Raw genomic sequence first — 26,174 nt, 5'->3', positions numbered from 1 at the left:
TGGTGAGCAAATCACCGCCCCTTTTTTGTTGGCAATGAGAAATGTTTTCGATAAATAAAATCTTTCGCCAGGTTATTTCTAATTAATTGTTACTAATCATGGTTCCGGCGTATCTTGACCTCACATCCCGGAACTTTAGGGGCCGTTTATAGTCACGCACTATGCTGGCGTTAGGAAAGATTCAAGCAGGCAAACGTGAGTGATCTATATTAAGTGTTGCCCTGATAAGAAAGACCGAATGTCTAAATGACGAAAACAGGAGAGTGCTATGTCTGAGAATAATTCTGGTGGTAAGTGCCCGGTAATGCACGGTGCCAACTCCACCGAAAATCGCGATGTCATGAATTGGTGGCCGGAAGCCCTCAACCTCGACATCCTGCACCAGCACGACCGCAAGACCAATCCCCTCGGTGAAGATTTCGACTACCGGGAAGAAGTCAAAAAACTCGATTTTGAAGCCGTCAAGAAAGACCTGCACGCCCTGATGACAGACAGCCAGGACTGGTGGCCGGCAGACTGGGGTCACTACGGTGGTCTGATGATTCGTATGTCGTGGCACGCCGCTGGTACCTACCGTATCCAGGACGGCCGTGGTGGCGGTGGTACGGGTAACCAGCGCTTTGCCCCGCTGAACTCCTGGCCCGATAACGTCAGCCTCGACAAGGCCCGCCGTTTGCTGTGGCCGATCAAGAAAAAGTACGGCAATAAACTGAGCTGGGCAGACCTGATTATTCTTGCTGGTACGGTGGCCTATGAGTCTATGGGCCTGCCGTCTTACGGCTTCTCCTTCGGCCGTGAGGACATCTGGCACCCGGAAAAAGACATCTACTGGGGCAACGAGAAAGAGTGGCTGGCACCGTCTGACGAGCGCTACGGCGACGTCGATAAGCCAGACACCATGGAAAACCCGCTTGCCGCGGTTCAGATGGGCCTGATCTACGTAAACCCGGAAGGTGTAAATGGCCAGCCGGATCCGATCAAGACCGGTGAACAGGTTCGCGTAACCTTTGCCCGTATGGCGATGGACGATGAAGAAACCGCAGCCCTGACAGCCGGTGGCCACACAGTTGGTAAGTGTCACGGTAACGGTGACGCAGGTGCCCTCGGCCCCGAGCCGGAAGCGGCGGATGTAGAAGAGCAGGGCTTTGGCTGGAGCAACCCGAACATGAAGGGTAAGGCTGCCAATGCCGTGACTTCCGGTATTGAAGGTGCCTGGACCACCCATCCGACCAAGTTTGATATGGGTTACTTTGACCTTCTGTTCGGCTACGAGTGGGAGCTCAAGAAGAGCCCGGCCGGTGCCTGGCAGTGGGAACCCATCAACATGAAGGAAGAGGACAAGCCGCTGGACGCCAGCGACCCGTCCAAGCGCCACAATCCGATCATGACCGATGCGGATATGGCCATGAAGATGGACCCGAAGTACCGCGCCATCTGCGAGAAGTTCATGGCAGATCCGGAATACTTCAAGGATTGCTTCGCCCGTGCCTGGTTCAAGCTGACTCACCGGGATCTGGGCCCCAAGAGCCGTTATATCGGCCCGGAAGCGCCGGCAGAAGACCTGATCTGGCAGGATCCGGTACCGGCAGGCAGCACCGACTACTGCGAAGAAGTGGTGAAAGAGAAGATTGCAGACAGCGGCCTGAGCATCAGCGAGATGGTCAGCACTGCCTGGGATAGCGCCCGTACCTTCCGTGGCTCTGACATGCGCGGCGGTGCCAACGGTGCCCGTATCCGCCTGGCTCCGCAGAAAGACTGGGAAGGCAACGAGCCGGCCCGTCTGAGCAAGGTGCTCAAGGTGTACGAGCAGATCTCTGCCGAAACCGGTGCCAGCGTGGCCGATGTGATCGTCCTGGCCGGTAGCGTGGGTATCGAAAAAGCAGCGAAAGCTGCCGGTTACGATGTTCGCGTACCCTTCCTGAAGGGCCGTGGCGACGCAACCGACGAGATGACCGATGCGCCGTCTTTCGAATACCTGGAACCGGTAGCCGATGGCTTCCGTAACTGGCAGAAGAAAGACTACATCGTGAAGCCGGAAGAGCTGCTGCTCGACCGCGCCCAGCTGATGGGTCTGACGGCACCGGAGATGACAGTTCTGGTTGGCGGTATGCGGGTGCTCGGCACCAACCACAGTGGCACCAAGCACGGTGTGTTCACAGACCGTGAAGGCCAGCTCACGAACGACTTCTTCGTGAACCTGACCGACATGGCCTACAGCTGGAAGCCGGTGGGTAACGGAACCTACGAGATCCGTGACCGCAAGACCGACCAGGCCAAGTGGACCGCAAGCCGCGTAGACCTGGTGTTCGGCTCCAACTCCATCCTGCGTTCCTACGCAGAGGTGTACGCCCAGGACGATAACGGTGAGAAGTTCGTGAAGGACTTTATCGCTGCCTGGACCAAGGTCATGAACAACGACCGCTTCGACGTACAGGCATAATCTACCGGTAACGTTGTAGAATAAGCCGGGCGTCCTGTTTCGGGATGCCCGGCTACCTATTTTCCCCCGAATTCCTTACAATCCGCACCGCCTGATTTTTGATCAGCCGCATTCTGATTCACTTCTCTCAGTTCCTGGAGCCTTCATGCGAATCATCCTTGCCCCGATGGAAGGGCTGGTCGACGCACCCATCCGTGAAACCCTGACCAAAGTCGGCGGGATTGACCGGTGCGTGACGGAATTTATTCGCGTGACCCACGGCATGTTGCCGCCCCGGATTTTCTACAAGTACGCCCCGGAACTTTACAACAACGCGTTGACTGAAGTGGGCACGCCCGTGGCCGTTCAACTGCTGGGCTCCAACGCTGAAATGATGGGCCGTCATGGGGCCAAGGCCGCCGAGCTGGGAGCAGGGCAGGTGGACATCAACTTCGGCTGCCCGGCCAAGACCGTGAACAAGCATAAGGGCGGCTGTGTACTGATGCGCGAGCCGGAGCTGATGTATGAGATCACCGCAGCCGTTCGTAAAGCCGTGCCTGCGGATATTTCGGTCACCGCCAAGATGCGCCTGGGCTATGACGACCGTTCCATGGGTGTGGCCTGTGGTCAGGCATTGGAAGCAGCCGGGGCCTCGGAAATCGTGATTCACGCCCGCAGCAAAGTAGACGGCTACAAACCGCCGGCCTACTGGGAAGAAATCGCCAGGGTACGCGAAGCGGTCAAAAGCCACGTCATCGCCAACGGCGAAATCTGGACTGTGGACGATTACTGGCGCTGCCGGAAAGTCTCCGGCTGCGACGATGTGATGATCGGCCGCGGCCTGATTGCCCGGCCAGACCTGGCGGCACAGATTAAAGCCTCCCAGAACGGTGAAACACTGGAATCCATGACTTGGGCCGAGGCTGTGGTTCTGGTGCGGGAATACGCTTCCGCCCTGCAAACCCGCCTGGAAGACAAATACGTGACCGGCCGCATCAAGCAATGGCTCAACTACCTGCGCCAGGGCTTTGCCGAAGCCGAAGCCCTGTGGCCCCAGGCCCGTAAAATCCGCGAAGTGGCGCCGATGCTGGCCTGCCTGGATCAACCGGTTGACCTGCCGCAGCGCAGCTCCAACGCCGCCTAGCCCTCGTTCTCCATCATGGGCGTGTAATCACCGGAACGGGCCAGGCCATTGAGTCTGGCCCGTTTTTTCATGGCCGCCTGTGATGCCCCGGCGTTCTCCAGTCTTCCGGCCCAGGCTTTCTGGGCGGGCTCCTGCAGCGCCCGGCCGTAGGAGAAACTCAGCTCCCACGGGTGGTAGCCCAGGCTGTTCAGAGCGTTGAGGTTTTCGGTGGATTCTTCAGGTGTCTGGCCACCGGAAAGAAAGAAAATCCCCGGCACGGCCGCTGGCACCACTCGCCGGAACACACTCAGTGTCGCTTCGGCAACCTGTTCCGGTGTGGCTTTGCCGGTTTCCTTGCCCGGCGTCACCATGCTGGGCTTCAGCACCATGCATTCCAGGTTCACCCGGTGCCGGTGCAGGGCCTTGAATACTTCCAGCAGCACGTCTTCGCTCACCTCTGCAGCCCGCTCGATGGTGTGGTTGCCGTCAATCAGTACCTCCGGCTCAACAATCGGCACAATACCCATCGACTGACACACAGCGGCATAGCGGGCCAGCACCTCTGCGTTGGATTTGATGGCCTGGAACGAGGGCAGGGTATCCGAGATATGGAACACATCCCGCCACTTGGCAAATCGCGCACCCATGGATTTGTAGTGTTCCAGCCTTGCAGCCAGGCCATCCAGCCCATAGGTAATCTCGTCCCCCGGGGCATTCACCAGCGGGCCTTTACCCTGATCGACCTTGATGCCGGGCACAACGCCCTGACTGGCAAGCAGCTTGGGGATAGCGACGTCATCCAGGCTCAGTTGTTCCAGAGTTTCGTCGTAAAGAATCACGCCGCTGATGTGTTTGCCAAGGCCGGGCGTGGAGAAAATAATGCTGCGGTATTCGCGCCGTGTGGCTTCCGTGGACTCCACACCGACCGCCTTGAAGCGCTTGGCGATGGTGGGCGTGCTCTCGTCAGCAGCCAGTATGCCTTTGCCGGGCTGCACCAGGTCGGCAATGGTGGTAATAAGGTCGCCCTGAATGGTCATGGTACCTCCGTGGAAGGATGTGGTGATCAAACGTGCTTTTCAGTGTAGCCGGTAATTTGCGCGGTGGTATTTGATCTGGGCTAAGGCAGGATAAGGCGCCAGCTTCTAGACTTGAGATAGAACAAAACAACAGGGACAAAAACAGGGGCAAGGCGCCATGAAAACCGTTGTGAGTATCAGCCAGGGCTCATCCGAGTACGACTACGAGCTTGAAACCCGGTTTCTGGGCCAGGACTTCCGGGTGATCAGGGTGGGGAGCGATGGTAACCTGGACCGTGCCGAGGCCGTTCTGGATTCGGTGCGTGAACAGGCAGATGCCATTGGCCTGAGTATGATCCACGACCATTACCAGGTAGGGCGGGAGCAGCTTCAGCACCCGGATACCTCGCGTCTGGAAGCCTGTGTGCCGGATAAGCCCGTCACCACCGGGGCCGGCCTTCGGGGCATTCTCCAGGAATGGGCCGTGCGCCATACCCAGACCGAACTGGGCCATTTTTTCGACAACGCCCGGGTGCTGTTCCTCAACGGCCAGGCCGGTTTCCGCATTGCCAGGGCGCTGTCGGAACATACAGACAACCTGCTGTTCGCTGATCCTTACCTGGATTTCGGCGTGCCGCGTCTGCTGACTTCCCTGAGCCAGCTGGAAGCCTACACCAAGCTCACCGCACCGGTGATGTTCAGCCCCAATGCCGTGAAGGTCATCGAGCGACTGCATCGTACTCCGCTTTACCGGATGGGGGAGAAGCTGATCAGCGGTTCCCTGCATGAATCGGTCAGGGACTGCCATGTGATTGTCGGGGCGATGGGGGATCTGGAGGCGTTTACGGAGAAAGAGCTGGATGGCAAAACCGTGATCACCTCGCGGGTGAGCGAATCTGCCCTGGACTGGTTCCGTTCCCGGAAAGTCGCCATGGTGGTGGACTACAGCCCCTGGCTGGAAGGTCGGCCAGTGGGGGTGAACGTTATGGAGGCGATGATCAGCGCAGCGTTGTCACGAACTCCGGAGCAGCTGGGTGCGGATGACTTTCTCGATGTGATCGAGCGGCTCGGGGTAGAACCCCGGATTCTGTACCCCAATGGCTACCGCCGAATAAACCGGTTCGCCTTTGTAATCCATCCGCTGTCCCAACAGTATCTGACCAAAACCCCGCCCCTGGACTGGGTCGCCAGCGTATCGCCGCCGGCGGTGATGAACCTGGTGGAAAAAGCCATCGCCTATACGCCGCCATTTGTGTATTCGAAGGTCTCCGGCATTCAGTCACCCACTGGTGATGAAGTGGAAGGCTGGCTGATTACCGTGGGCGGCACCCCGAAAGAAATCATGGCCCACGACCCGGAGTTTACCTACAGCCGCTTGCTGGCGGCGGCAAAGCTGGCCAGGAAACTGGGCGCCCAGATTATGGGCCTGGGCGCGTTTACCAAGGTAGTCGGGGATGCCGGGATTACGGTGGCCAAGCGGGCACCGCTGCCGATTACTACCGGCAACAGCTACAGCGCCTCAGGTGCCCTTTGGGCCGCCCACGACGCGGCGCAGCGTATTGGCAGGGTGAGTATCGGCAAAAGCGGCAAGATGGCTGGCAAGGCCATGGTTGTGGGCGCTACCGGAGCCATTGGTTCTGTGTGCGCCCGGTTGCTGGCCAAGGCCGTGGATGAAATCTATATGGTTGCTCCGGAAGCGGCCAAGCTGCTGGCCCTGAAGGAAAGCATCGAACTGGAAACCCCGGGTGCTATCGTTCACGTGGCAGCCACCACCGATCGCGATCTTCCGGATATGGATATGGTGGTAACGGCCACCTCCGGGGCCGGCAAACGCATCCTGGATATCATGAAGGTGAAGCCCGGCTGCGTGATCACCGACGTGGCCCGGCCGCTGGATATTCCTGCAGAAGATGTTGCCCGGCGGCCGGATGTATTGGTCATCGAATCCGGTGAAATCCAGCTTCCCGGGCCGGTAAAGATGAAAGACATTGGCCTGCCCAAAGGCATCGCCTATGCCTGCCTGGCCGAAACCATCGTACTGACGCTGGAAGCCCGGTTCGAAAACTTCACCCTGGGCCGTAATATCGAATGGGAGAAGGTGCGGGAAATCTACAAACTCGGCCTGAAGCACGGCATGCAGCTGGCGGCGGTGTCCGGGGTTAACGGTGTGTTCACCGAGGAGGACTTCGAACGGGTACGGGCGCTTGCCGCAGAGGCCACAGAGCCCGCCTGATTACGAAATTGGCCCGCAATCACCTGACGCCCCCGTAAAAGGGGGCGTAGCCTGTAGGAATGTATTCGAGCCCACAGGTTCAGGAGAGTTTGCTATGAACGCGCCAGCGACACAGATCAAGAAGTCCACAAGGGGCTACCGGAGTGCGACACCGCCGGGACTGGTTCCGGAAGTGCGCAGTCCGGATTTCGAGTTTCCGGAGGATCTCCCAAAATACTGGTGGGATAACGACCCGGTAAAAACCTTGTTGCTGGGGGCGTTGTCTGCCAGCTTCCCGCCCGGAGAAAAATTCTTCATTGATTCTGTCCGTCACTACCAGGACCAGATTACGGACCCGGAGCTGAAGAAGGCGATCCGGGCATTTATCGGCCAGGAGGCTCATCACTCGAAAGAGCACAAACTGATGAACGGCTTCCTCGAGGAGCGGGGCGTTGGTCTGGGCCGGCTAGAGCGTGAAGTTCAGTGGTTCATGAACAAGCTGCGCAGGAACTTCACCCCGGAGCGCCAGCTGGCCCATACCGTGGCGGTTGAGCACTTTACGGCCCTGATGGCAGAGGAGTTTCTGCTCAAGTTTGATGCGCTCGAGGAAATGGACCCGAGGATCGCGCCAGTCTGGGCCTGGCACGCTATTGAAGAGTCAGAGCACAAGGCGGTGGCCTTTGATGTTTATAAGAGTATCGGCGGCAGCGAGTTTATCCGGGTAACGGAAATGATGGTTGTGAGCGTGATCTTCCCGTTCTTCAGCACGCTGCATGTGATTCAGCTGATGAAGGAAGACGGCCAGCTGGGGAACCTGAAATCCTGGGCCGGGGCCTTTAATTATATGTGGGGTAAGCCGGGTGTATTCCGCAAGCTGATACCGTCTTACCTGAAGTATTACAGCCCGAACTTCCACCCCTGGAACAACGACGCCCGGGATCTTGTGGAGAAGGCTAAGAAGCGCTGGCTGCCAGCGTCGCTTCAAGGTTGAGCAGGGCGCGTTTACGCTCGATGCCCCAGCGGTAGCCCCCGAGGCTGCCGTCAGACCGGACAACCCGGTGGCAGGGTATTACCACCGCCAGTTTATTGGCTGCACAGGCCGTAGCAACGGCGCGCGTGGCTTTCGGGCGGCCCAGCATCCGGGCAAGTTCGCTGTAACTGACGGTGGTGCCTGCCGGAATTTTCAGAAGGGCTTGCCAGACTTCTTTCTGGAAGACAGAGCCTTTTGGTGACAGGGGTATCGGTAGGCTGCCAGTGGGGGTGTCGACAAGCTGCCGCACGGGGTCAAGTACGTCGGCGATGCCGGCTGCTGCGGGCTTTATAACCTGGCCCGGGAAATGGGCGTGAAGCAGGGCGACAAGTTCTTCGTCTGTGTCGCCCAGCTCGATGGCGCAGAGGCCTTCTTCGGACCAGCTGGCCAGAAGCTGGCCCTGTGAGCATGGGGTGATGCCATAGTGCATCACCGCATTATCCTTCCAGTACTTTGCGCATGTTATAGCGCAGGAACTGGGCTCCACGAACCGTGACTCGCTGCTCGTCGACCACTTCAAAGCCGTGCCGCTCAAAGAACGGCCGTGCGACCACGCTGGACTCGGTTTTCAGCTCTTTCACACCCATGCCGATCAGTTGCTTCTCCGCCTCATGGTAGAGGGTGGAGGCAATGCCCCGGCGGGCAAAGTTGGGCGCGGTGAACACCAGGTCAATGGTGCCGTCCTTGTCGTAGGAAATGAACCCGGCCAGGTCGTCGCCTTCCTCGGCGACCAGGGTTTCCAGCGAGTCCAGCCGAGCGCGCCAGACATCCAGGTGAGGCGTGCGGGAGGCCCAGGCATAGCGCTGGGTTTCATCATAGGCCCCAGCGGTCAGCTCATGTACGGAATCCGTAAACAGCCGAACCACCGGGCTCAGATCCTGAATCTGGTACTTGCGAATCGTGATAGACGTGATTGTGTTCATGTCAGCTCAGTGTGCACCTGTGTTGGATAGCAGGTTAAAACCGTTATTCCACTATACCCGCAGCATACCCCGTACAGCAGGAAAATCCAGCATTCATACCCACTCAAATTGCTTGACCGCATTCCCGGCACCCTTTAACATTCATTAAAAATGAATGTTAAGAAACCTTGATAGAGGAATACCTGATGGCATTGTCATTTCTGAACATTTTCAAGAAAGAAGAGAAAGAAACTGAGACCGCAAAGGTTGAAGGTTTTGACCCCAAAGCCAACGCGGAAGAGAAGAAGGAAGAAGCCAGTAAAGGCGGCCATGGTGGTGGCACCTGCTGTGGTTCCTGTTCCTGAGAAGCCTGGCGTTTATCTGTAATTGCCTGCAAAAAACCCGGTTGCTTGCGCAACCGGGTTTTTTTCAACTCGTCAGCTGATTACTTCAGCCGCACTTGCTGTCGCCGCAGGACAGGCAGGTAGCACAGCCGTCCATCACGATCACAGCCTTGGTATTGCACTTGCCGCACATGGTGGCGTTGGCAGGGTAGTCGCTGCCTGTGTCGTCGTTGGTGGCCTTGTCCTGGCTGGCTTCAAACTCCGCACGCTTCTCGGCGAGAATGCGCTTGGTGGTTTCGCTCAACTCGTCGCTTTCCAGCAGGCCGATGGCTTTCAGGTGTTTCTCGATCACGGCGCCGATTTCGGCCACCAGTGACGGCATGAAGACGCCGCCTTTCTTGAAGTAACCACCGTTCGGGTCATACACGCTGCGCAGCTCTTCCACCAGGAAGGTGACGTCGCCACCTTTGCGGAATACCGCCGAGATAACGCGGGTGAGGGCGATAACCCACTGGAAATGTTCCATCGACTTGGAGTTGATGAACACTTCATAGGGCTGGCGGCTCTCGTGGTCAGTGCCTTCGTTGAGTAGGATGTCATTGATGGTGATGTACATCGCGTGCTCGGCCACGGGCGGCTTGATCTTGTAGGTGGTGCCCAACAGGAAATCCGGCCGCTCGATGTATTCATTCATCTCCACCGGCTTGGTTTCTGCCTGTACCGGTGCCTGGTGTTCGTTCGGGGTTTCCGCATCGGCTTTCTTGACCCGGTAGCCGACGATTTTGTTGCTGATTTTGACTGTCATTTTGCTGTTCCTGTCTGTCGGTTTCCGGACTCAGTATTTTCCGTAGGTGCCTTCTTTGAGGGCGTCGAAAAGGTTGGCGGCGGTATGGACTTCGCCGTCGTACTCTACCTGTTCGTTGCCCTTCAGGGTGACTTTGCTGCCATCGTCCAGGGTGAACTCATACAGGGTATTCTCAAGGTCCTTCTCTTTAACCAGCACGCCCTGGAACGCCTCCGGGTTGAAGCGGAAAGTGGTGCAACCCTTCAGGCCCATGTCGTAGGCGTACAGGTAGATGCCCTTGAAGTCCTGGTACTTGAAGTCCTGCGGTACGTTGGCGGTCTTGGAAATGGAGGAATCAACCCACTTCTGAGCGGCCGCCTGAATGTCTACGTGCTGCTTCGGTGATACATCATCGGATGTGGTGAAGTAGCCGGGCAGCTTCTTGTCGTCGTCATCGGAGAACGGCATGGCGCCCGGGTTGACCAGGTGGCGGTAGGCCAGCAGTTCGAAGCTGAACACGTCCACTTTTTCCTTGGTTTTCCGGCCTTCACGGATGATGTTCCGGGCATAGTGGTGCGAGAAGCTCGGCTCAATACCGTTACTGGCGTTGTTGGCCAGGGACAGGCTGATGGTGCCGGTCGGAGCAATGGAAGTGTGGTGGGTAAAACGGCCACCTTTCTCGGCCAGTTGCTTGACCAGCTCCGGCTCTACGTGGCCGATCTGCTGCATGTAGCGGCTGTACTTCGCGTGCAGCAGCTTACCCTTGAGAATGTCGCCCACCTTGTAGCCGTCTTTAGCCAGCTCAGGGCACTTGCTCATCATCTTCGGAGTCACTTCGAACTCGTCTTCCATGATCGGAGCCGGGCCCTTCTCTTCGGCCAGGGCCAGGGACTGGCGCCAGCCTTCTACGGCCATCTCCCGAACCACTTCTTCGGTGAACTTCACGGATTCATCTGAACCGTATGGCATGCGCAGCATAGCCAGGGTAGAGCCGAGGCCCAGAATACCCATGCCGTGACGGCGCTTGTAGGTAATTTCGTGGCGCTGCTCGGCCAGCGGCAGGCCGTTGATTTCCACTACGTTATCCAGCATACGGGTGAAGGTGCCAACGACCTTGCGGTATTTCTCGTAGTTGAAGCTGGCCTTGTCGGTGAACGGGTAGTCCACGAACTTGGTCAGGTTGACCGAACCCAGCAGGCAGCTGCCATAAGGGGGCAGGGGCTGCTCGCCACAGGGGTTGGTGGCACGGATGTCTTCGCAGAACCAGTTGTTGTTCATCTGGTTGACCTTGTCAATCAGGATGAAGCCCGGCTCGGCATAGTCGTAGGTGCTGGTCATGATGGTGTCCCAGATGAACTGGGCTTTCACCGTCTTGTAGATGCGGCAGGCGACCTTGCCTTCATCGTTAATAACGTAGCTGTCCTGAACCGGGAAGTCGCGGTACAGGAACTTGCTGGTGTCGGCCAGGTCCAGGCCCTCTTCTTCCACTTCCTTTTTGGTGACCGGGAAGGAAAGGTGCCAGTCGTCGCCGTTACGTACGGCTTCGATGAAATCTTCGGTGATCAGCAGAGACAGGTTGAACTGGCGCAGGCGGCCATCTTCACGCTTGGCCTGGATGAACTCGATGACGTCCGGGTGGTGAACGTCAAAGGTGGCCATCTGGGCACCGCGGCGGCCACCGGCAGACGACACGGTGAAGCACATGCGGTCGAAGATATCCATGAACGACAGCGGGCCGGAAGTAGTGGCGCCGGCGCCGGCCACGTAGGCACCACGGGGGCGCAGGGTGGAGAATTCATAGCCGATACCGCAGCCGGCCTTGAGGGTAAGGCCTGCTTCGTGGTTTTTCTCCAGAATGTCATTCATGGAGTCGTGGATGCTGCCAGACACGGTGCAGTTGATGGTCGAGGTCGCCGGCTTGTGAGCCTCGGCTCCGGCATTGGAGGTGATACGGCCCGCCGGAATGGCGCCGTTCTGCAGGGCCCACAGGAATTCTTTCATGTACTTGTCGCGTACATTCTTTTTCTCGACTTCGGCAAGGGCGCGGGCAACCCGTTCGTAGGTTGCGTTGATGTCCTTGTCGACCGGCTCGCCAGTCTTGGTTTTCAGCTGGTACTTGCTGCTCCAGATGTCGAGCGAAGCTTCCTGCATCGGAATCGTTGTGATTACTGCCTGTGCCTTAGCGTTCATTGCCACCCTCGGTTTCCAGTCTGTCTTTGGCTTTAACCCTATATATGGGCTTATTTTGAATGGAGTATAACAGGATATAGTGTTCTGTGAATAAGGTACGAACTATTGCCGGAGCGATGCCCCGCAAAGAAATTCAATGGAAAAAGGCTTGAAACTCCGCAACCCCGCATGAAACCTGCGTTTGCGGAGATCACTAGATGTAGTGGTTAAAAGGTGATCCTTGCCACAATTAACAAAACAAAAAAAGCGGGGCCAGGCCCCGCTTTTCAGGTCAGGCTCTGGTTTGAATCAGCCGAGTAACAGGCTGTCGTCGTCTACCTGAAGCCCGCGCTGTTTCTCGAACAGCCCCAGAAGGTCTTTCACCTCCAGGCCTTCCCGATCCTTACCGGCGATATCGAACACCACCTGGCCCTGATGCAGCATCACAGTGCGACTGCCGACTTCCAGTGCCTGTTTCATGCTGTGGGTGACCATCAGTGCGGTCAGCTTCTGCTCTTCGATGATCTGCTCGGTGAGATCCAGCACAAAGGCCGCGGTTTTGGGGTCCAGCGCCGCGGTGTGTTCGTCCAGCAGCAGGATGCTGGACGGGGTCAGGCTTGCCATCAGCAGGCTCACAGCCTGGCGCTGGCCGCCGGAAAGCAGTCCCATCTTGTCACCAAGGCGGCTTTCCAGGCCCAGATTCAGGGAAGACAGGCTCTCCCGGAACTGGCCCAGATACTGTCTCTTTACCGCAGAAGTGAGGCCACGGCGCTGGCCGCGCTTGATGGCCAGCGCCAGGTTCTCTTCGATGGACAGGTTTTCACAGGTGCCCGCCAGGGGATCCTGGAAAACCCGGGCCACCCGCGCAGCGCGCTTGTAGGTCGGCAGCCGGGTTACGTCCTGGTTGTCCACGATAATCTGGCCGCTGTCGACCATCACCTCGCCGGCCAGGGCGTTCAGGAAGGTGGACTTGCCGGCACCGTTACTGCCGATAACCGTGACAAATTCACCCTGGTTTACAGTCAGGCTCATGCCCCGCAAGGCCGGGTTCTCCAGGGGAGTACCCTTACCAAAGGTGAGCCTCAGATCGGTTGCGCTGATCATAGTGCCTCCTCAGGCTTTCTTGCGGGTGAAGCGGTTGGCGATATTGGTGCGCACGCCCGGCAGAACAATGGCCAGGGTTACCAGCACTGCGGTGATCAGGTTCAGGTCCTGTGCCTGCAATCCCAGAATGTCGGCATTCAGGGCAAAGGCGATCGCGAGGCGGTAGATGATGGCACCAATCACGCAGGCCAGCAGGGCCCGGATAACCGTAGACGGTGTGATAACCGCTTCGCCGCCAATCAGCGAGGCCAGGCCGATAACGATCACACCAACGCCCATGGTCACGTCTGCCGCGCCCTGGCTCTGGGCGAACAGGGCGCCAGCCAGGCCAACCAGGCCGTTGGAGAGGGCAACGCCGAGAATGATCATGCCGCCAGTCGCGATGCCCTGGGCGCGAGCCATTCGGGCGTTGGCGCCGGTGGCGCGCATGGCCAGGCCGGTTTCGGATTTCATGAAACGCCAGAGCAGGATCAGTGACACAAAAACCACGATCACGAACAGCAGTACCGGAACCTGGTGGTAATTCAGCCCCAGGTCGTACCAGGGGGTCAGCACGGTTTCTTCGGTAAGCAGCGCAATATTGGGCCGCCCCATGATGCGCAGGTTCACCGAATAAAGCGCAATCATGGTCAGGATGGAGGCCAGCAGGTTAAGAATGTTCAGTTTAACGTTCAGGATGGCAGTCACCGCGCCGGCGGCCATGCCTGCCAGGACGGCACAGCCTGTGGCCAGCCAGGGGTTCCAGCCTTCCAGCAGCAATACGGCTGCCACAGCGGCGCCAAGGGGAAAGCTGCCGTCTACCGTCAGGTCGGGAAAGTCCAGAACACGGAAAGAGATATAGATACCAAAAGCAACCAGGCCATAAATGAGGCCGGTTTCGAGTGCGCCGTAAAAAGCAATTTCGCTGAGCATGGGTATGGATTCACCGTGAAAGAAAACGGGCGGGCCCTTTTGGGGTCCGCCCGTGTTGGTCAGGCGTTACTTGTCGTTCTTGACGACTTTTACTGCTTCCTGGATGAGGTCTTCAGACAGGGTAATGCCCATGCGCTCACCAGCTTCAGGATTCACATACAGGTCCAGCTCTTCCATGATTTCCACCGGCATGTCTGCGGTGCTGGCACCTTCAAGTACGCGGGCTACCATGGCGCCGGTCTGGCGGCCGTGGTTGTAGTAGTTGAAGCCCAGGGCTGCAACCGCGCCGCGCTCTACGGTAGCGGTGTCGGCGGCAAAGACCGGGATCTTGGCGCGCTCGCCTACGGAAATAACCGCTTCAGCTGCACTGATAACGGTGTTGTCGGTGGTCAGGTAGATGGCATCGGCCTTGCCAACCAGGGAGCGGGCAGCGCCCAGTACTTCGGAAGTCTTGGTGGCGGCACCTTTAACCAGCTCCAGTCCACGGGCAGCCAGGCGCTCTTCCAGCAGTTCCACCAGGGCAGCAGCATTGGCTTCGCCCGGGTTGTATACGGTACCGATACGCTTGGCATCCGGCATTACACGCTGGAGCAGGTCCAGGTGCTTTTCGATCGGCAGCATGTCGCTTACGCCGGTGATGTTGGCGCCAGGTGCTTCCCAGCTCTTAACCAGCTTGGCGGCAACCGGGTCGGTTACGGCGGAGAAGACAACGGGAATTTCCCGGGCGGCTGCGGCAACTGTCTGGGCTGACGGTGTGGCAATGGCCACGATGACGTCCGGGCTTTCACCCACAAACTTGCGTGCGATCTGGGACGCGATAGCCGAGTTGCCCTGGGCACTTTCGTGCATGAGACGCAGGTTTTCACCTTCACGGTAACCACGTTCGGCCAGCTCGTCGACCACGCCCTGATGGGCGGCATCCAGTGCCGGGTGTTCAACAATCTGGGTGATGGCAACTACACGAGTGTCTTCTGCCTGAACCAGGCTTGCAGCGGCGAGCAGCGACGCGCCGATCAGGGTACGCAGAGTTTTCTTGGCCATATGCCGATCTCCGGGTCTTTTGCAGGTTTCCCCTTGGAACGGGGTGGAAAATTTTCAAAGTTCGCAAGTTTACCACAGGGTTGCGGGGTTCGGGGTAGCGATTGCGATGAACTTTATCGGTTGTTTTTCCTCAATGTATTGAACTGCAGATAATTTTGCATTCATCACGTTTTGACGAGTGAAGGTGTGTTCAAATAGGCTACTAAAGTCGTAATGGCTATTCAGGCCACGGATAACACTAAAAACGCAACTCTGAAAACTATAAAGACAAAGCAGGAAGGTCCATGGACACAGCAAAGAAACTTCCCCTGGAAATGGTTTACCACCGGGAGGCCACAATGGCGGACTCCCTCTATATGACCCAGCCCATCGGCGATGGCAAGGTGGTGCAATACACCTGGGGCCGGGCGGTAGACGAAGCTCGCCGGATGGCATCGTACCTGAAGTCTCTTAACCTGCCGGAAAAAAGCCGTATCGGCCTGATTTCCAAGAACTGTGCCCAATGGGTCATGACCGACTGGGCAATCTGGATGGCCGGCCATATTTCCGTGCCACTGTATCCCACCCTGAATGCCGATACCGTCAACTACATCCTCGACCATGCCGGGTGTGAAGTCCTGTTTGTGGGCAAGCTGGACGACTGGGACATGATGAAACCCGGCGTGCCGGATTCCGTGCGCTGCATTTCCTATCCCCTCAGCCCGCCCAATGATTTCGAAACCTGGGACGATATCGTTGCCAAGTATCCGCCGCTGGCAGGCAAGACCGAGCGTGAGCCCGAAGAGCTGGCCACCATTGTTTACACCTCCGGCAGTACCGGCCGGCCAAAAGGCGTGATGCTGAGTTTCAATAACATGGCCTTTGCCGCCGCCGGCGGTATCGAAACCCTGGGCGTGGGCCCGGGTGAGCGGATGTTGTCTTACCTGCCGCTTGCCCACGTGTTCGAGCGGACCTTTGTGGAGCTCGGCTCACTGTACGCCGGGTTCGAGCTGTATTTTGCCGAGTCACTGGATACCTTTGTCCAGGACCTGCAGCGTGCACAGCCGACCCTGTTCCTGTCTGTACCCCGCCTGTGGGTGAAGTTCCAGCACGGCGTGCTGCAGAAAGTGCCGAAGCAGAAGCTTGAGCGTTTGCTGAAGATCCCGGTGGTCAGCAAGCTGATCAAGAAAAAAGTGCTCAAGGGGCTGGGGCTCGACAAGGTCAAGCTGGCAGGCTCCGGTTCGGCGCCGCTGTCCAACGATGTGCTCGACTGGTACCGCAACCTGGGGCTGGAGCTGCTGGAAGGCTACGGTATGTCCGAGAACTTTGCCTACTCCCACATGAACAAGCCCGGCCGTACCCGGACCGGTTATGTTGGCGAGGCGCTGCCCGGCGTTGAAGTAAGGATCAGCGAGCAGGGCGAGGTGCTGGTGAAGAGCCCGGCCACCATGATGGGCTATTACAAGGACGAGGAGAAAACCCGGGAAACCTTTACCGAGGACGGCTTCCTGAAAACCGGTGACAAGGGCGAAATCGACGAGATGGGCCGCCTGAAGCTGACCGGCCGCATCAAGGAAATCTTCAAGACCAGCAAAGGCAAGTACATTGCCCCGGCACCGATCGAGAACCGCCTGATGGCTCACGATGCCATTGAGATGGTGTGCGTTTCTGGTGCCAACCAGACCCAGCCCCATGCGCTGGTGCTGCTGGGCGAGGAAATCCGTCCTCAGATGGCCGACGCCGGTTTCCGGAAGGAAATCGAGGAAAGCTTCAAGAAGCTGATTGCCGACGTGAACAAGACCGTGGATCCCCACGAGCAGCTGGCGTTCATCACCGTTGTCAGCGATGAATGGTCCATCGAGAACAGCTTCCTGACACCCACGCTGAAGCTCAAGCGTAACGTGGTGGAAGATGCCTACCAGGCGAAGGTGGATAACTGGTATGCCCAGAAGCAGCCGGTAATCTGGCAGTAACGGCTGCAGGATTGATGGTGAATCACAAAGGCCCGGCAAATTGCCGGGCCTTTGTTTTTTGCGCCAGTTGAAAACCGGCCCTAAGCCATGGAGCGGGAATTGGAGATGGAGCGGTTCATCAGAATAATCGGGATGATACCGGCCAGCACAATGATCAGCGCCGGCAGTGCGCTATGGTACAGCTGCTCGTCAGACGCAAACTGATACACGTAGGTGGCCAGGGTTTCATAGTTGAACGGCCTCAGTATCAGCGTTGCCGGCAGCTCCTTCATGCAGTCCACGAAGACCACCAGTGCCGCCGTAATAAGTGTACCCCTGAGCATCGGCAGGTGGACTTTCACAAGGGTTTTGCCGGGGCTGTGGCCCAGTGAGCGGGACGCCATATCCATGCTTGGGGTTACTTTCTGCAGGGCGCTTTCCACGCTGCCGGCTGATACTGCCAGAAAGCGAACGGTGTAAGCGAAGATCAGGGCAAAGGCACTGCCGCTGAGCAGCAGGCCGGTACTGACTCCCAGGTAATCCCGCATCAGGGAATCCAGCCAGTTATCAAACCCGGCCAGGGGGACGATCACACCGACTGCCAATACGGCACCGGGCATGGCATACCCCAATGAGGAAAGGCGCATCAGCACCTGCATGCCACGGGTGTTGTGCAGCCGGCGGCTATAGGCCAGGGTTACCCCGATTACCAGCGTGGTCAGGGCGGCCGAGCCGGACAGGAACAGGCTGTTCATGGTGTTGCGCAGGAAGTCGGGGTTCCAGCTTACATCGAAATATTCCCAGGCGTAGTAGCCGAGCGTTGCACCGGGAATGACAAAGCCCAGTACCAGTGGTACGGCACACACCACCACGCAAATCATCTGGCGCGGGAAAGACATGGTGAACCGGTGCAGCGGCTCACGGTTGTCCCGGGCGGCAAACTGTTGCTGCCGGCGGCGGGAATAGCGTTCCAGCGTCACCAGCAGTACCACGAACATCAGCATGGTGGTGGCGATCTGCGCGGCTCCCCCCAGATTGCCCAGGTTCATCCAGGTATCGAACAGGCCTGCGGTGAGGGTTTGTACCGCAAAGAAGTCCACGGTGCCGAAGTCGTTCAGGGTTTCCATCAACACCAGCGACAAGCCTACGGCGATGGCCGGGCGCGCAATGGGCAACACTACCTTGAAAAAGGTGCTCAGGGCAGAATGGCCAAGGCTGCGGCTGACCGCAAACAGCGATGGGGACTGTTCAAGAAACGCGGCGCGGCCGAGCAGGTACACGTAGGGGTACAGCACCAGTCCGATCATGATGGTCGCGCCGCCCAGGCTGCGTATTTCCGGAAACCAGTAGTCGGCGGCGCTTTGCCAGCCAAACCAGTCCCTCAGGGCAATCTGAACCGGGCCCGCGTAATCCAGCAGGCTGGTATAAACATAGGCGATCACGTAGGCGGGCACCGCAAAGGGCAGCATCAGCGCCCATTCGAAAAATTTACGGCCGGGAAATTCGCACATGGTGACGGCCCAGGCCGTTGCCAGCCCGATGGCCAGTGTAATTACGCCCACACCGATCATCAGTTTGATGGTAGTCACCAGGTAGCGGGGCAGGGTGGTTTCCAGGAGGTGCGGCCAGATGTTCTCTTCCGGGAACAGGGCCAGGACAATCACCGACAGAACGGGTAAGGCTACGATGGCAGTGGTGACCAGTGCGCTGATCATCCATCGTTTGGAGGTTCGTTTGGCCAGCAATGGTTGCGATAGACCCGGGTTGGCGCTGGTAACGACCTCTGTCATGAGTGATCCGTTCTGATAGTGGTGATGAGAAGTGTTCCGATTTTAGATACTGAGCATGCTCCCTGCAATGATGCGGGTCATTTCCTTTTGTCCTGCTAAAAGAAAAGGTGCCCCGGAACCCTCCGGAGCACCTTTCGAGTCAGCTATAAAAGCTATCGATCAGTTACTGATGGATCAGCCGTCGTAATCCACGGTGTCGACCAGTTTTACTGCGGCGTTCCGGTTGTTGGCAATCTCCTGGAGAGACAGGCCATCAGGGTTGATCTCACCCCATTCAGCCACCAGGCCGGTGGGCTTCACTTCCGGGTTAGCCGGGTATTCGGTGTTTGCCTCGGCGTAGATACGCTGGGCGCTCGGCGATGACAGGAACTCCATCAGTTTGATGGCGTTGTCCTTGTTAGGAGCGCTCTTGGTCAGGGAGATGCCGCTGATATTTACGTGGGTGCCGCGGCCTTCATCGTTCGGGAATACCAGGTTCACCTGTTCGGCAATCGGGCGCTGGTTTTCGTCCATCAGCATGTTGCCATAGTAGTAGCTGTTACCAATGGCTACGTCACACACGCCTTCGGCGATGGCTTTGATCTGGTCTCGGTCACCACCTTGCGGTTTGCGGGCCAGGTTCTCTTTAACGCCTTCCAGCCATTCCCGGGTCGCTTCCTCGCCATGGTGGGCAATCATCGAAGAAATCAGGGCGATGTTGTACGGGTGCTTGCCACTGCGGGTACAGATGCGGCCTTCCCACTTGTCATCGGCCAGGTCTTCATAGCTGGCGATTTCACCGGCTTCCACGCGCTCTTTGGAGGTGAAAATCAGGCGGCCACGGGTAGTCAGTGCATACCACTTGCCTTCCGGGTGGCGCAGGTTTTCCGGAATGTTCTTGTTCAGCGTGTCTGACTCAACACCGGCAACCAGGTCTTTCTCGACCAGCTCGTTAATGCGGGAGATATCGACCGTCATTACGATATCTGCCGGGCTGTTTCGGCCTTCACGCTCCAGGCGCTCTGCAAGGCCCTGCTTGGCGAAAACCACGTTGGTTTTGACGCCGGTTTCGTCAGTAAAGGCATTCAACAGAGGCTCAAGCAGGTAAGCCTGGCGGTAAGAATAGATATTTACTTCGCCGTCTGCAGAAGCGGTCAGGGGCAGGGCCGTCAGGGCGATGACAGCGGTAGCGGCAAGTTTCATTCGCATGGTTTCGTTCCTTTGGACTTTGGGCCTGTATGTGGATGAATCTTACAAGCAACTATAAACGGCAACCATTCTCATTACTATCATCATCGGAGTCAATAACCCTTTTGGAATAATTTGGTGCCTTAGAATGATGAGTAGTACGTAGATAAAAACGGCAGGCCGTCGATAATGGAGTCAGTCAAGCAAGGAAGGTTTTTACTGATGAAATGCCCGTCGATCGCCCGAAGTGTTGTGATTTTTGGACTGCCACTCCTGCCCCTGCTCGGGTTGTCGGGGTGTGCCAGCTATTACACCCACTACGCCATGTTTCCAGCGGAGAATTCGGCCGGTGAAAGCCGTCAGGTAAGGGTGCACTGGGATAGTGCCGACTATCCTGACTGGTGGTTGCTGTCCGATAAATCCACGACCATGAAAGTCGAAACCGAGTGCAGCGAGCGAGTGTGGCGGCTGTCTGATGACAGTCATGACCAGGCAGAGGAGTGCGGAGATGGCATCCGGGCCTGTGCAGATCCGGCCCGGGATACTGTGGCCGGTTCAGGCCATCCGGCATCCGGCGCCACCGCGTGTATGACAGTTTCATCCCCGGACGGAGCCGGGCGCATTGCGGAGCTGGGCGGCCAGTTTTCTTTGCAGGTTTCCTGCGAGCCTGCGCAGCGGCAACTAATCCGGGGTGACGAAGAAGTTAACGTCGATTACATCCGCTCCTCAGCGGTGGCTTATACCGTGTTCGCCAGGCGGGTACCCAGAGGCTCTTTGAGTGCGCGCTTGCCGGCTTTTGATGAATCCCGGTGCAAGGCAGAGTGATCCGCCTGAGCGAACCTGTGACGGGTGTCCCGCGGATACAGTTTGTTTCACAAAGATAAACTGAGTTACCTGGCGGCGATGTACATTGACGGATAGCTACTAAATTAAGGTGGCGTCTTTTTGCGGAAGTGGCAAACTGTAAAATAGTGTCAAAAGCTTGAGCCGAGGTGAGTGGTGGGCGTAAGTCAAAAACAGATAATGGTACATGACCTCGAGATCGGCATGTTTGTGTCGGATCTCGATCGTCCATGGCACCAGACGCCATTCCCCATTCAGGGGTTCTACATTCGTTCCCAGAGTGATATCCGGGCCCTGCATTCCCATTGCAAGTGGGTCAAGGTAGATGTTGCCGAAGCGCGGCAGAAGGTTGACCAGGAAGAGGGCAATGTCCGTCTGTTCAGCCAGCGGGCTTCCGGGCGGGGTAATGGCCGGAACGAGCTGAAACTGCCGCCACTGAGTATCCGCGAACCGGTCAGCCACCAGGTTACGGTACCTCTGCGTAAAGAAATAAAGGCTTCGCGGGAACTTCTCGACGATGGCGAGGCGGCTCTTCAGAAGGTTTTTAATGCTATTCGCTCCGCCAAGGCCCCTGATTTGCGGCCGGTAGCCGATCTTACCCGCAAGATGGTCGCCAGTGTCGTGCGTCAGCCCAGTGCTTTGCTGTGGCTCAGCCGCACCCGCCACTATGATGATTTTCTTTACCAGCACGCCCTGAATACAGCGGTTTGGGCGTTGGTTTGTGGTCGTCAACTGGGCTTGAATGAAGGTTTGCTCAACCACCTGGCGATGGGCTGCCTGTTGTCCCAGACAGGTAAGACTGCGCTGCCAAAAGACCTGGTTGAGCGTGAGCAACAGCTTTCTGCGGAAGAGTACGCACACTATCGCGGTTATATCGAGCGAGGTGTGGCGCTTTTGCAAAACTCGGGGCTGTCCCGGGCAGTGATGACAGTGGTTCAGAACCATCGAGAGCGCCATAACGGTTCCGGTTTCCCTCAAGGGCTGAAAGGCGACAGAATTCCGTTGCTGGCCAAGGTGGCCGGTATTGCCGAGTTTTTCGAATCGCTGATTACGCCCCGCGAAACCCGCGATTCACTGACGCCGGCGAAAGCGGTGTCGATGCTTTACGAAATGCGTAACATCGAGTTTCAGGATGACCTGGTCGAGGCCTTCATCAAGGCAATCGGGGTTTACCCCACCGGCAGCCTGGTGGAGCTGTCAGACGGGCAGCGGGGCATTGTGATTTCCCATTCGCCGGAACGGCGGCTGTGGCCCAGTGTCATGGTGATGCAGGATGCCGGTCGCCAGTCCCGTAAAACGGCAAAGATTATCGACCTGGCCAGCTATAACGAATCGAAATCCGGAGAGGCGATGCTGTCTGTTAAAGAGTGCTTGCCCCATGGTACGGAAGGGCTGGACCCGGCCGGCTATGATGTGACCGGAGCCGAGTCCCGCTGGTCGCTGGGCAAGCTGCTCAGTCGATAATTACCCGGATATCCTTGGTAATCCACCGGTAGGTGTCTTCGGGCCTGAAGTTGATCCGGATGTCGGATTCACCACCGGTGTCGCCCGCCACATAGTACTCTACTTCCGCCGTCTGCCAGCTCCAGGAGTGCACCGCGATATCATTCGGTCGGGTGCTGACTGCCTCGATTTCGGCTAATGCAGTCTCACCACCGATTTTTCGAATTTTGATGGTTTTGATGCCGGTGTCGCTGGCAGGATGGCTGGCAAGGTAGTCTTCCAGGTAGTAACGGCGGCCATAATGGTTGGAAATGCTCGCCAGCTCCCGCTCAAGGTAGTTTTCAGCCTGCTCACTGTCGACATCTTCCAGAGTTCTGACTGCTTCGCGGATGCGATCGGCCAGGGATTGCAGGTCTTCTTTATAAGGGGTGCTCGGATCCAGGTCCTCGTCGTTTTCAGGGCGGGACGGTGCCGCCTCAATCTCTTGCGGGCTTGGCGGCGCGCCACAGAGGCGGTCATCCTCAGGGTAGAAGCAGATACTTTGCAGAATGCGGTTCGCTGGCGAATCTGCCGCGGAAAAATCCTGGGCGCTCACGGTGAAATCGAGGGTGTCAGGGATATCCGGATCGTTAATCGCTGCATTCAGCTGCTCGATCACTCTCGGGCGAATGTCGATGCCTTCGCCTTCGCTCACGTTGCCGGACCAGTCCAGCGCCAGCAGGAATCGTGTGCGGTTTTGAAGTTCCGTGTTGTTCAGGAGCAGATTGAGTTCCACCGGCCGGTGATCTTTCAGGCCCCGATCGTTCACGCTGGCGGTTTTCAGGGCTTCCCGCAGTTCCGGCTGGAAATCCAGGAAGCTGACAAAATCCTGTGCCGGAACGTTATCGATGACCGGTAACTTGCCCACTTTCAGTGACAGGGTTTCACCGGGATAGTAGCGGAACTCGCCGGCTTCGTTGGTTTCACCGCTCTGGCTGTTGGTGGTGTAGGTCAGTCCGCTGAGGCCCTGGTAATTGATTCGCCCGATGCGGGTGTCGTCAGAGCCGGAGCCGCCGCTGTCCAGGCAGCCGGTGCAAACCACGGCAGCGGAAAGTGGAAGAAACAGGCGGGTAAGGTGAACGAGTTTCATGGTATGTCGTACAATCCCTTCGCGTTGACCTGAAGCACCCGATGCCTGGTGACAGGTGTCTTGTAAGTTGTTGTAACGGCATTATAGGGACGGTGCCTGGAGTATATCGGGAATCCTGTCGCAGTTTGGGGGTTTGGCCTGCTGGCCGGTTTGTAATCCGCGGCCTTGAAATACCGCCTTTTGCCACAATTCAATAGCTCTCTACTTTTTAGCCTGGCTTGCCAGGTAAATTTCGGAAACGGTACGGTTTATGACCTTTGCACTCGAAATCGAAGGGCTGGAGAAAAGCTACGGCGATGGCTTCCGGGCCCTGAAGGGAATCGATCTGAAAGTCAGGGAAGGGGACTTTTTCGCCCTGCTGGGCCCCAATGGTGCCGGCAAATCCACGACCCTGGGCATAGTGTCGTCCCTGGTGAACAAGAGTGGCGGCAAGGTGAGGGTGTTTGGCCACGATATCGATACGGATCTCTCGGGCGCCAAGCTGAACCTTGGTGTGGTGCCACAGGAGTTCAACTTCAACCAGTTCGAGAAAGTCATTGATATCGTCACCACCCAGGCCGGGTATTACGGCATTCCGCTCAAGCAGGCCAGGGTTTCTGCCGAAAAATACCTGCGCAAGCTTGGTTTGTGGGACAAGCGAGACACCCCGTCCCGCATGCTGTCCGGCGGTATGAAGCGGCGCCTGATGATTGCCCGGGCGCTGGTGCATGAACCCAGGTTGCTGATTCTTGACGAGCCGACCGCCGGTGTCGACATCGAATTACGGCGCTCTATGTGGCAGTTCCTGGAAGAGATGAACCGCCAGGGCACCACCATTATCCTGACCACCCATTACCTGGAAGAGGCGGAAGCCCTGTGCCGTAACATCGCCATTATCGACCACGGCGAGATTATCCGGCACACCAGCAAGCGGGAACTGCTGCAGCAGCTGAACGTGGAAACCTTTGTTCTGGATACAGAACAATTGATGGATTCCGCGCCGGAACTGGACGGCTTCCGTAGCAGTCTTAACGAAGACGGCGCCCTGGAAGTCGATGTGGAGAAAGGTCAGAGCCTGAACTCCCTGTTTGTCGAACTGGAACGTCAAGGAATCAAAGTGGTGAGTATGCGTACCAAGGCCAACCGGCTGGAGGAGCTGTTTGTGCGAATGGTCGAAGACAATGCCCGGGCAGCCGAAAACGGCTCGGGGGTGAAAGCATGACCATTCAGGCCCTCTGGATCGCGTTCCAGACCATTGTCCTGCGGGAAATCCGCCGCTTCACCCGCATCTGGCCGCAGACGCTGTTGCCGCCGGCGGTCACCATGACCCTGTACTTCATCATCTTCGGTAACCTGATCGGCTCCCGGATCGGCGACATGGGCGGCTACGACTATATGCAGTTCATCGTGCCTGGCCTGATCATGATGGCGGTGATCACCAACTCCTACGCTAACGTGGTGTCGTCGTTCTTTTCGATGAAGTTCCAGCGCAGCATCGAGGAGTTGCTGGTGTCGCCGGTACCCAACTGGACGATACTGGCAGGTTATGTGGCGGGTGGTATGGCCCGGGGCCTGAGCATCGGGCTGATTGTTACCCTCTTGTCCCTGGCGTTTACCCAGCTGTCTATCCACAATCTGCCCATGGTGGTGATTACGGTGTTCCTGACCTCGGCACTGTTCTCCCTTGGCGGCTTTATCAATGCCATGCTGGCTACCAAGTTTGATGACATCTCCATTGTGCCGACGTTCGTGCTCACGCCGCTGACCTATCTCGGTGGTGTTTTCTACAGTATCGACCTGCTGCCGGCGTTCTGGCAGGGGGCGTCGATGATCAACCCGATCCTGTACATGGTGAACGGGTTCCGCTACGGCATACTGGGTGTTTCGGACGTTAATCCGTTCATCTCCCTTGGTATGATTGTCATCTTTATTGTCCTGTTGGCTGCCGTTGCACTGCGCATGCTGGCCCGGGGCAAAGGCATCCGTCACTGATCGGGGAATCTTTACGACATGGCATTGCATAACGCTCCGCTGGGTAAATCCAGCGAATACCCGGATCAGTATGATCCTTCGTTGTTGTTTCCGGTCGCACGGGAAGAGAATCGGCGTCGCATCAGCCTGGAAGACGGTCGCTGGCCCTGGTTCGGGGAAGATCTCTGGCAAGCCTGGGAAATCTCCTGGCTTCGGCCTGGTGGCGTGCCGGCGGTCGCCTGGGCGGAGATCCGCTTTCCTGCCGCGTCACCGTCCATCATTGAAAGCAAGTCGCTCAAGCTGTACCTGAATTCCCTCAACCAGGCCGTGTTCTCCACCGTCGAACAGGTGGCGGAAACCATTACCGCTGACCTGTCCAGTGCCTGTGGAGCGTCGGTGGATGTGCGTCTGCTCAGTGTGGATGACTCGGCGCCGGCTATCGGGCGCCCGGAAGGGTATGAGCTGATTGATGACGAGCCGGTAGATGATGTGGTGTACGAGTACTCGACGGAGTCCCTGATGGTGTCTGGTGAGGAGGTCAGCGAGCAGCTGTGTTCGCACCTGCTGAAAAGCAACTGCCCGGTTACCGGTCAGCCGGACTGGGCAACGGTGATGATCCGCTATCAGGGCAAGAAGATAGATCGATCCGGACTGTTGCGCTACATCGTCAGCTTTCGCCAGAAGCAGGACTTTCACGAGCACTGCGTGGAAACGGTGTTTACAGACCTGATGGCCCGCTGCAAACCGGAGCAACTGACGGTGTGTGCACGCTATACCCGCAGGGGTGGGCTGGATATCAATCCGTGGCGCAGCACCAGCCCTGAGCAGGGTCCCGGGCCGCGCCTGGTGCGGCAGTAAAGGCGGG

General features: G+C 57.7%; 22 protein-coding genes. 11 read left to right on the top strand and 11 right to left on the bottom strand.

The features are described 5' to 3' along the window. Positions 1-268: 268 nt before the first annotated feature. Complete coding sequence (gene katG, locus LWH94_RS05200; protein ID WP_232901465.1) at positions 269-2,440, top strand: catalase/peroxidase HPI; 2,172 nt, start codon at positions 269-271, stop codon at positions 2,438-2,440. Positions 2,441-2,585: 145 nt separating this feature from the next. Further along, positions 2,586-3,563, top strand: a complete 978-nt coding sequence (locus LWH94_RS05195; protein ID WP_232901464.1) for a tRNA dihydrouridine synthase — start codon at positions 2,586-2,588, stop codon at positions 3,561-3,563. Here the strand turns inward: LWH94_RS05195 and LWH94_RS05190 are convergent. Then, on the bottom strand, positions 3,560-4,579 hold the full coding sequence (locus tag LWH94_RS05190; RefSeq protein ID WP_232901463.1) for a class I fructose-bisphosphate aldolase: 1,020 nt from the start codon (positions 4,577-4,579) through the stop codon (positions 3,560-3,562). The genes LWH94_RS05195 and LWH94_RS05190 overlap by 4 nt on opposite strands. A 157-nt stretch (positions 4,580-4,736) precedes the next feature. On the opposite strand from LWH94_RS05190, the gene LWH94_RS05185 reads away from it, so the two are divergent. Both LWH94_RS05185 and LWH94_RS05180 read left to right on the top strand, forming a co-directional pair. Further along, positions 4,737-6,791 carry a dehydrogenase gene (locus tag LWH94_RS05185; protein WP_232901462.1) on the top strand — a complete coding sequence of 685 codons (2,055 nt, stop codon included), beginning with the start codon at positions 4,737-4,739 and terminating at the stop codon, positions 6,789-6,791. Positions 6,792-6,885: 94 nt separating this feature from the next. After that, positions 6,886-7,761: a metal-dependent hydrolase gene (locus LWH94_RS05180; protein WP_022989175.1), complete on the top strand. Its 876-nt coding sequence runs from the start codon at positions 6,886-6,888 to the stop codon at positions 7,759-7,761. On the opposite strand, the gene LWH94_RS05175 is transcribed toward LWH94_RS05180, so the two are convergent. Both LWH94_RS05175 and LWH94_RS05170 read right to left on the bottom strand, forming a co-directional pair. Further along, positions 7,724-8,230 (bottom strand): methylated-DNA--[protein]-cysteine S-methyltransferase, encoded by a 507-nt coding sequence (locus LWH94_RS05175; protein WP_232901461.1) that lies wholly within the window; start codon positions 8,228-8,230, stop codon positions 7,724-7,726. The genes LWH94_RS05180 and LWH94_RS05175 overlap by 38 nt on opposite strands. 7 nt (positions 8,231-8,237) lie before the next feature. Further along, entirely contained in the window at positions 8,238-8,723 is a 486-nt protein-coding gene (locus tag LWH94_RS05170) for a GNAT family N-acetyltransferase (protein ID WP_232901460.1), read from the bottom strand. 185 nt (positions 8,724-8,908) lie between these two features. Between LWH94_RS05170 and LWH94_RS05165 the strand changes: the two genes are divergently transcribed. Next, a complete protein-coding gene (locus LWH94_RS05165; RefSeq protein WP_199457313.1) occupies positions 8,909-9,067 on the top strand; it encodes a CCGSCS motif protein in 159 nt (52 codons plus the stop codon). 85 nt (positions 9,068-9,152) lie between these two features. Here LWH94_RS05165 and LWH94_RS05160 read toward each other — a convergent pair whose 3' ends face one another. The 5 genes from LWH94_RS05160 to LWH94_RS05140 all read right to left on the bottom strand — a co-directional run bounded on the left by LWH94_RS05160 (position 9,153) and on the right by LWH94_RS05140 (position 15,056). Next, complete coding sequence (locus tag LWH94_RS05160) at positions 9,153-9,851, bottom strand: TSCPD domain-containing protein (protein WP_022989178.1); 699 nt, start codon at positions 9,849-9,851, stop codon at positions 9,153-9,155. A 30-nt stretch (positions 9,852-9,881) separates the two neighbouring features. Next, on the bottom strand, positions 9,882-12,020 hold the full coding sequence (locus LWH94_RS05155; RefSeq protein ID WP_199457314.1) for an adenosylcobalamin-dependent ribonucleoside-diphosphate reductase: 2,139 nt from the start codon (positions 12,018-12,020) through the stop codon (positions 9,882-9,884). 288 nt (positions 12,021-12,308) lie between these two features. Next, on the bottom strand, positions 12,309-13,103 hold the full coding sequence (locus LWH94_RS05150; protein ID WP_058340513.1) for an ABC transporter ATP-binding protein: 795 nt from the start codon (positions 13,101-13,103) through the stop codon (positions 12,309-12,311). Between the two features lie 9 nt (positions 13,104-13,112). Further along, complete coding sequence (locus LWH94_RS05145) at positions 13,113-14,015, bottom strand: ABC transporter permease (RefSeq protein WP_232901459.1); 903 nt, start codon at positions 14,013-14,015, stop codon at positions 13,113-13,115. A 66-nt stretch (positions 14,016-14,081) separates the two neighbouring features. Then, positions 14,082-15,056, bottom strand: a complete 975-nt coding sequence (locus LWH94_RS05140) for an ABC transporter substrate-binding protein (protein ID WP_232901458.1) — start codon at positions 15,054-15,056, stop codon at positions 14,082-14,084. Between the two features lie 284 nt (positions 15,057-15,340). Between LWH94_RS05140 and LWH94_RS05135 the strand changes: the two genes are divergently transcribed. Further along, positions 15,341-17,008: an AMP-binding protein gene (locus LWH94_RS05135; RefSeq protein WP_232901457.1), complete on the top strand. Its 1,668-nt coding sequence runs from the start codon at positions 15,341-15,343 to the stop codon at positions 17,006-17,008. 80 nt (positions 17,009-17,088) lie between these two features. Here LWH94_RS05135 and LWH94_RS05130 read toward each other — a convergent pair whose 3' ends face one another. Next, positions 17,089-18,777: an ABC transporter permease gene (locus LWH94_RS05130; RefSeq protein ID WP_022989184.1), complete on the bottom strand. Its 1,689-nt coding sequence runs from the start codon at positions 18,775-18,777 to the stop codon at positions 17,089-17,091. A gap of 174 nt (positions 18,778-18,951) precedes the next feature. Continuing rightward, on the bottom strand, positions 18,952-19,965 hold the full coding sequence (locus LWH94_RS05125) for a Fe(3+) ABC transporter substrate-binding protein (protein ID WP_232901456.1): 1,014 nt from the start codon (positions 19,963-19,965) through the stop codon (positions 18,952-18,954). Positions 19,966-20,166: 201 nt separating this feature from the next. On the opposite strand from LWH94_RS05125, the gene LWH94_RS05120 reads away from it, so the two are divergent. Together LWH94_RS05120 and LWH94_RS05115 are read left to right on the top strand one after the other, a co-directional pair. After that, complete coding sequence (locus tag LWH94_RS05120; RefSeq protein ID WP_232901455.1) at positions 20,167-20,769, top strand: hypothetical protein; 603 nt, start codon at positions 20,167-20,169, stop codon at positions 20,767-20,769. Between the two features lie 174 nt (positions 20,770-20,943). After that, the gene (locus LWH94_RS05115) at positions 20,944-22,251 is read left to right on the top strand and encodes an HD-GYP domain-containing protein (RefSeq protein WP_442914964.1); all 1,308 of its coding nucleotides are present in this window, start codon (positions 20,944-20,946) and stop codon (positions 22,249-22,251) included. On the opposite strand, the gene LWH94_RS05110 is transcribed toward LWH94_RS05115, so the two are convergent. After that, the gene (locus LWH94_RS05110; protein WP_232901453.1) at positions 22,241-23,359 is read right to left on the bottom strand and encodes an organic solvent ABC transporter permease; all 1,119 of its coding nucleotides are present in this window, start codon (positions 23,357-23,359) and stop codon (positions 22,241-22,243) included. The genes LWH94_RS05115 and LWH94_RS05110 overlap by 11 nt on opposite strands. 250 nt (positions 23,360-23,609) lie before the next feature. On the opposite strand from LWH94_RS05110, the gene LWH94_RS05105 reads away from it, so the two are divergent. The 3 genes from LWH94_RS05105 to queF are packed head-to-tail and all read left to right on the top strand — an operon-like array spanning position 23,610 to position 26,167. Next, positions 23,610-24,560 (top strand): ABC transporter ATP-binding protein, encoded by a 951-nt coding sequence (locus LWH94_RS05105; protein ID WP_022989189.1) that lies wholly within the window; start codon positions 23,610-23,612, stop codon positions 24,558-24,560. Beyond that, positions 24,557-25,330: an ABC transporter permease gene (locus LWH94_RS05100; protein ID WP_232901452.1), complete on the top strand. Its 774-nt coding sequence runs from the start codon at positions 24,557-24,559 to the stop codon at positions 25,328-25,330. Before LWH94_RS05105 ends, LWH94_RS05100 begins: the two co-directional genes overlap by 4 nt. A gap of 18 nt (positions 25,331-25,348) precedes the next feature. Continuing rightward, on the top strand, positions 25,349-26,167 hold the full coding sequence (gene queF, locus LWH94_RS05095) for an NADPH-dependent 7-cyano-7-deazaguanine reductase QueF (RefSeq protein WP_232901451.1): 819 nt from the start codon (positions 25,349-25,351) through the stop codon (positions 26,165-26,167). Positions 26,168-26,174: the final 7 nt, after the last annotated feature.

The sequence above is a fragment of the Marinobacter sp. G11 genome (genome assembly GCF_021282325.1).
Taxonomy (GTDB): Bacteria; Pseudomonadota; Gammaproteobacteria; order Pseudomonadales; family Oleiphilaceae; genus Marinobacter; species Marinobacter vinifirmus.
Note: the sequence above shows the minus strand (reverse complement) of the source record. Positions and strands in the feature narration are given on the sequence as shown.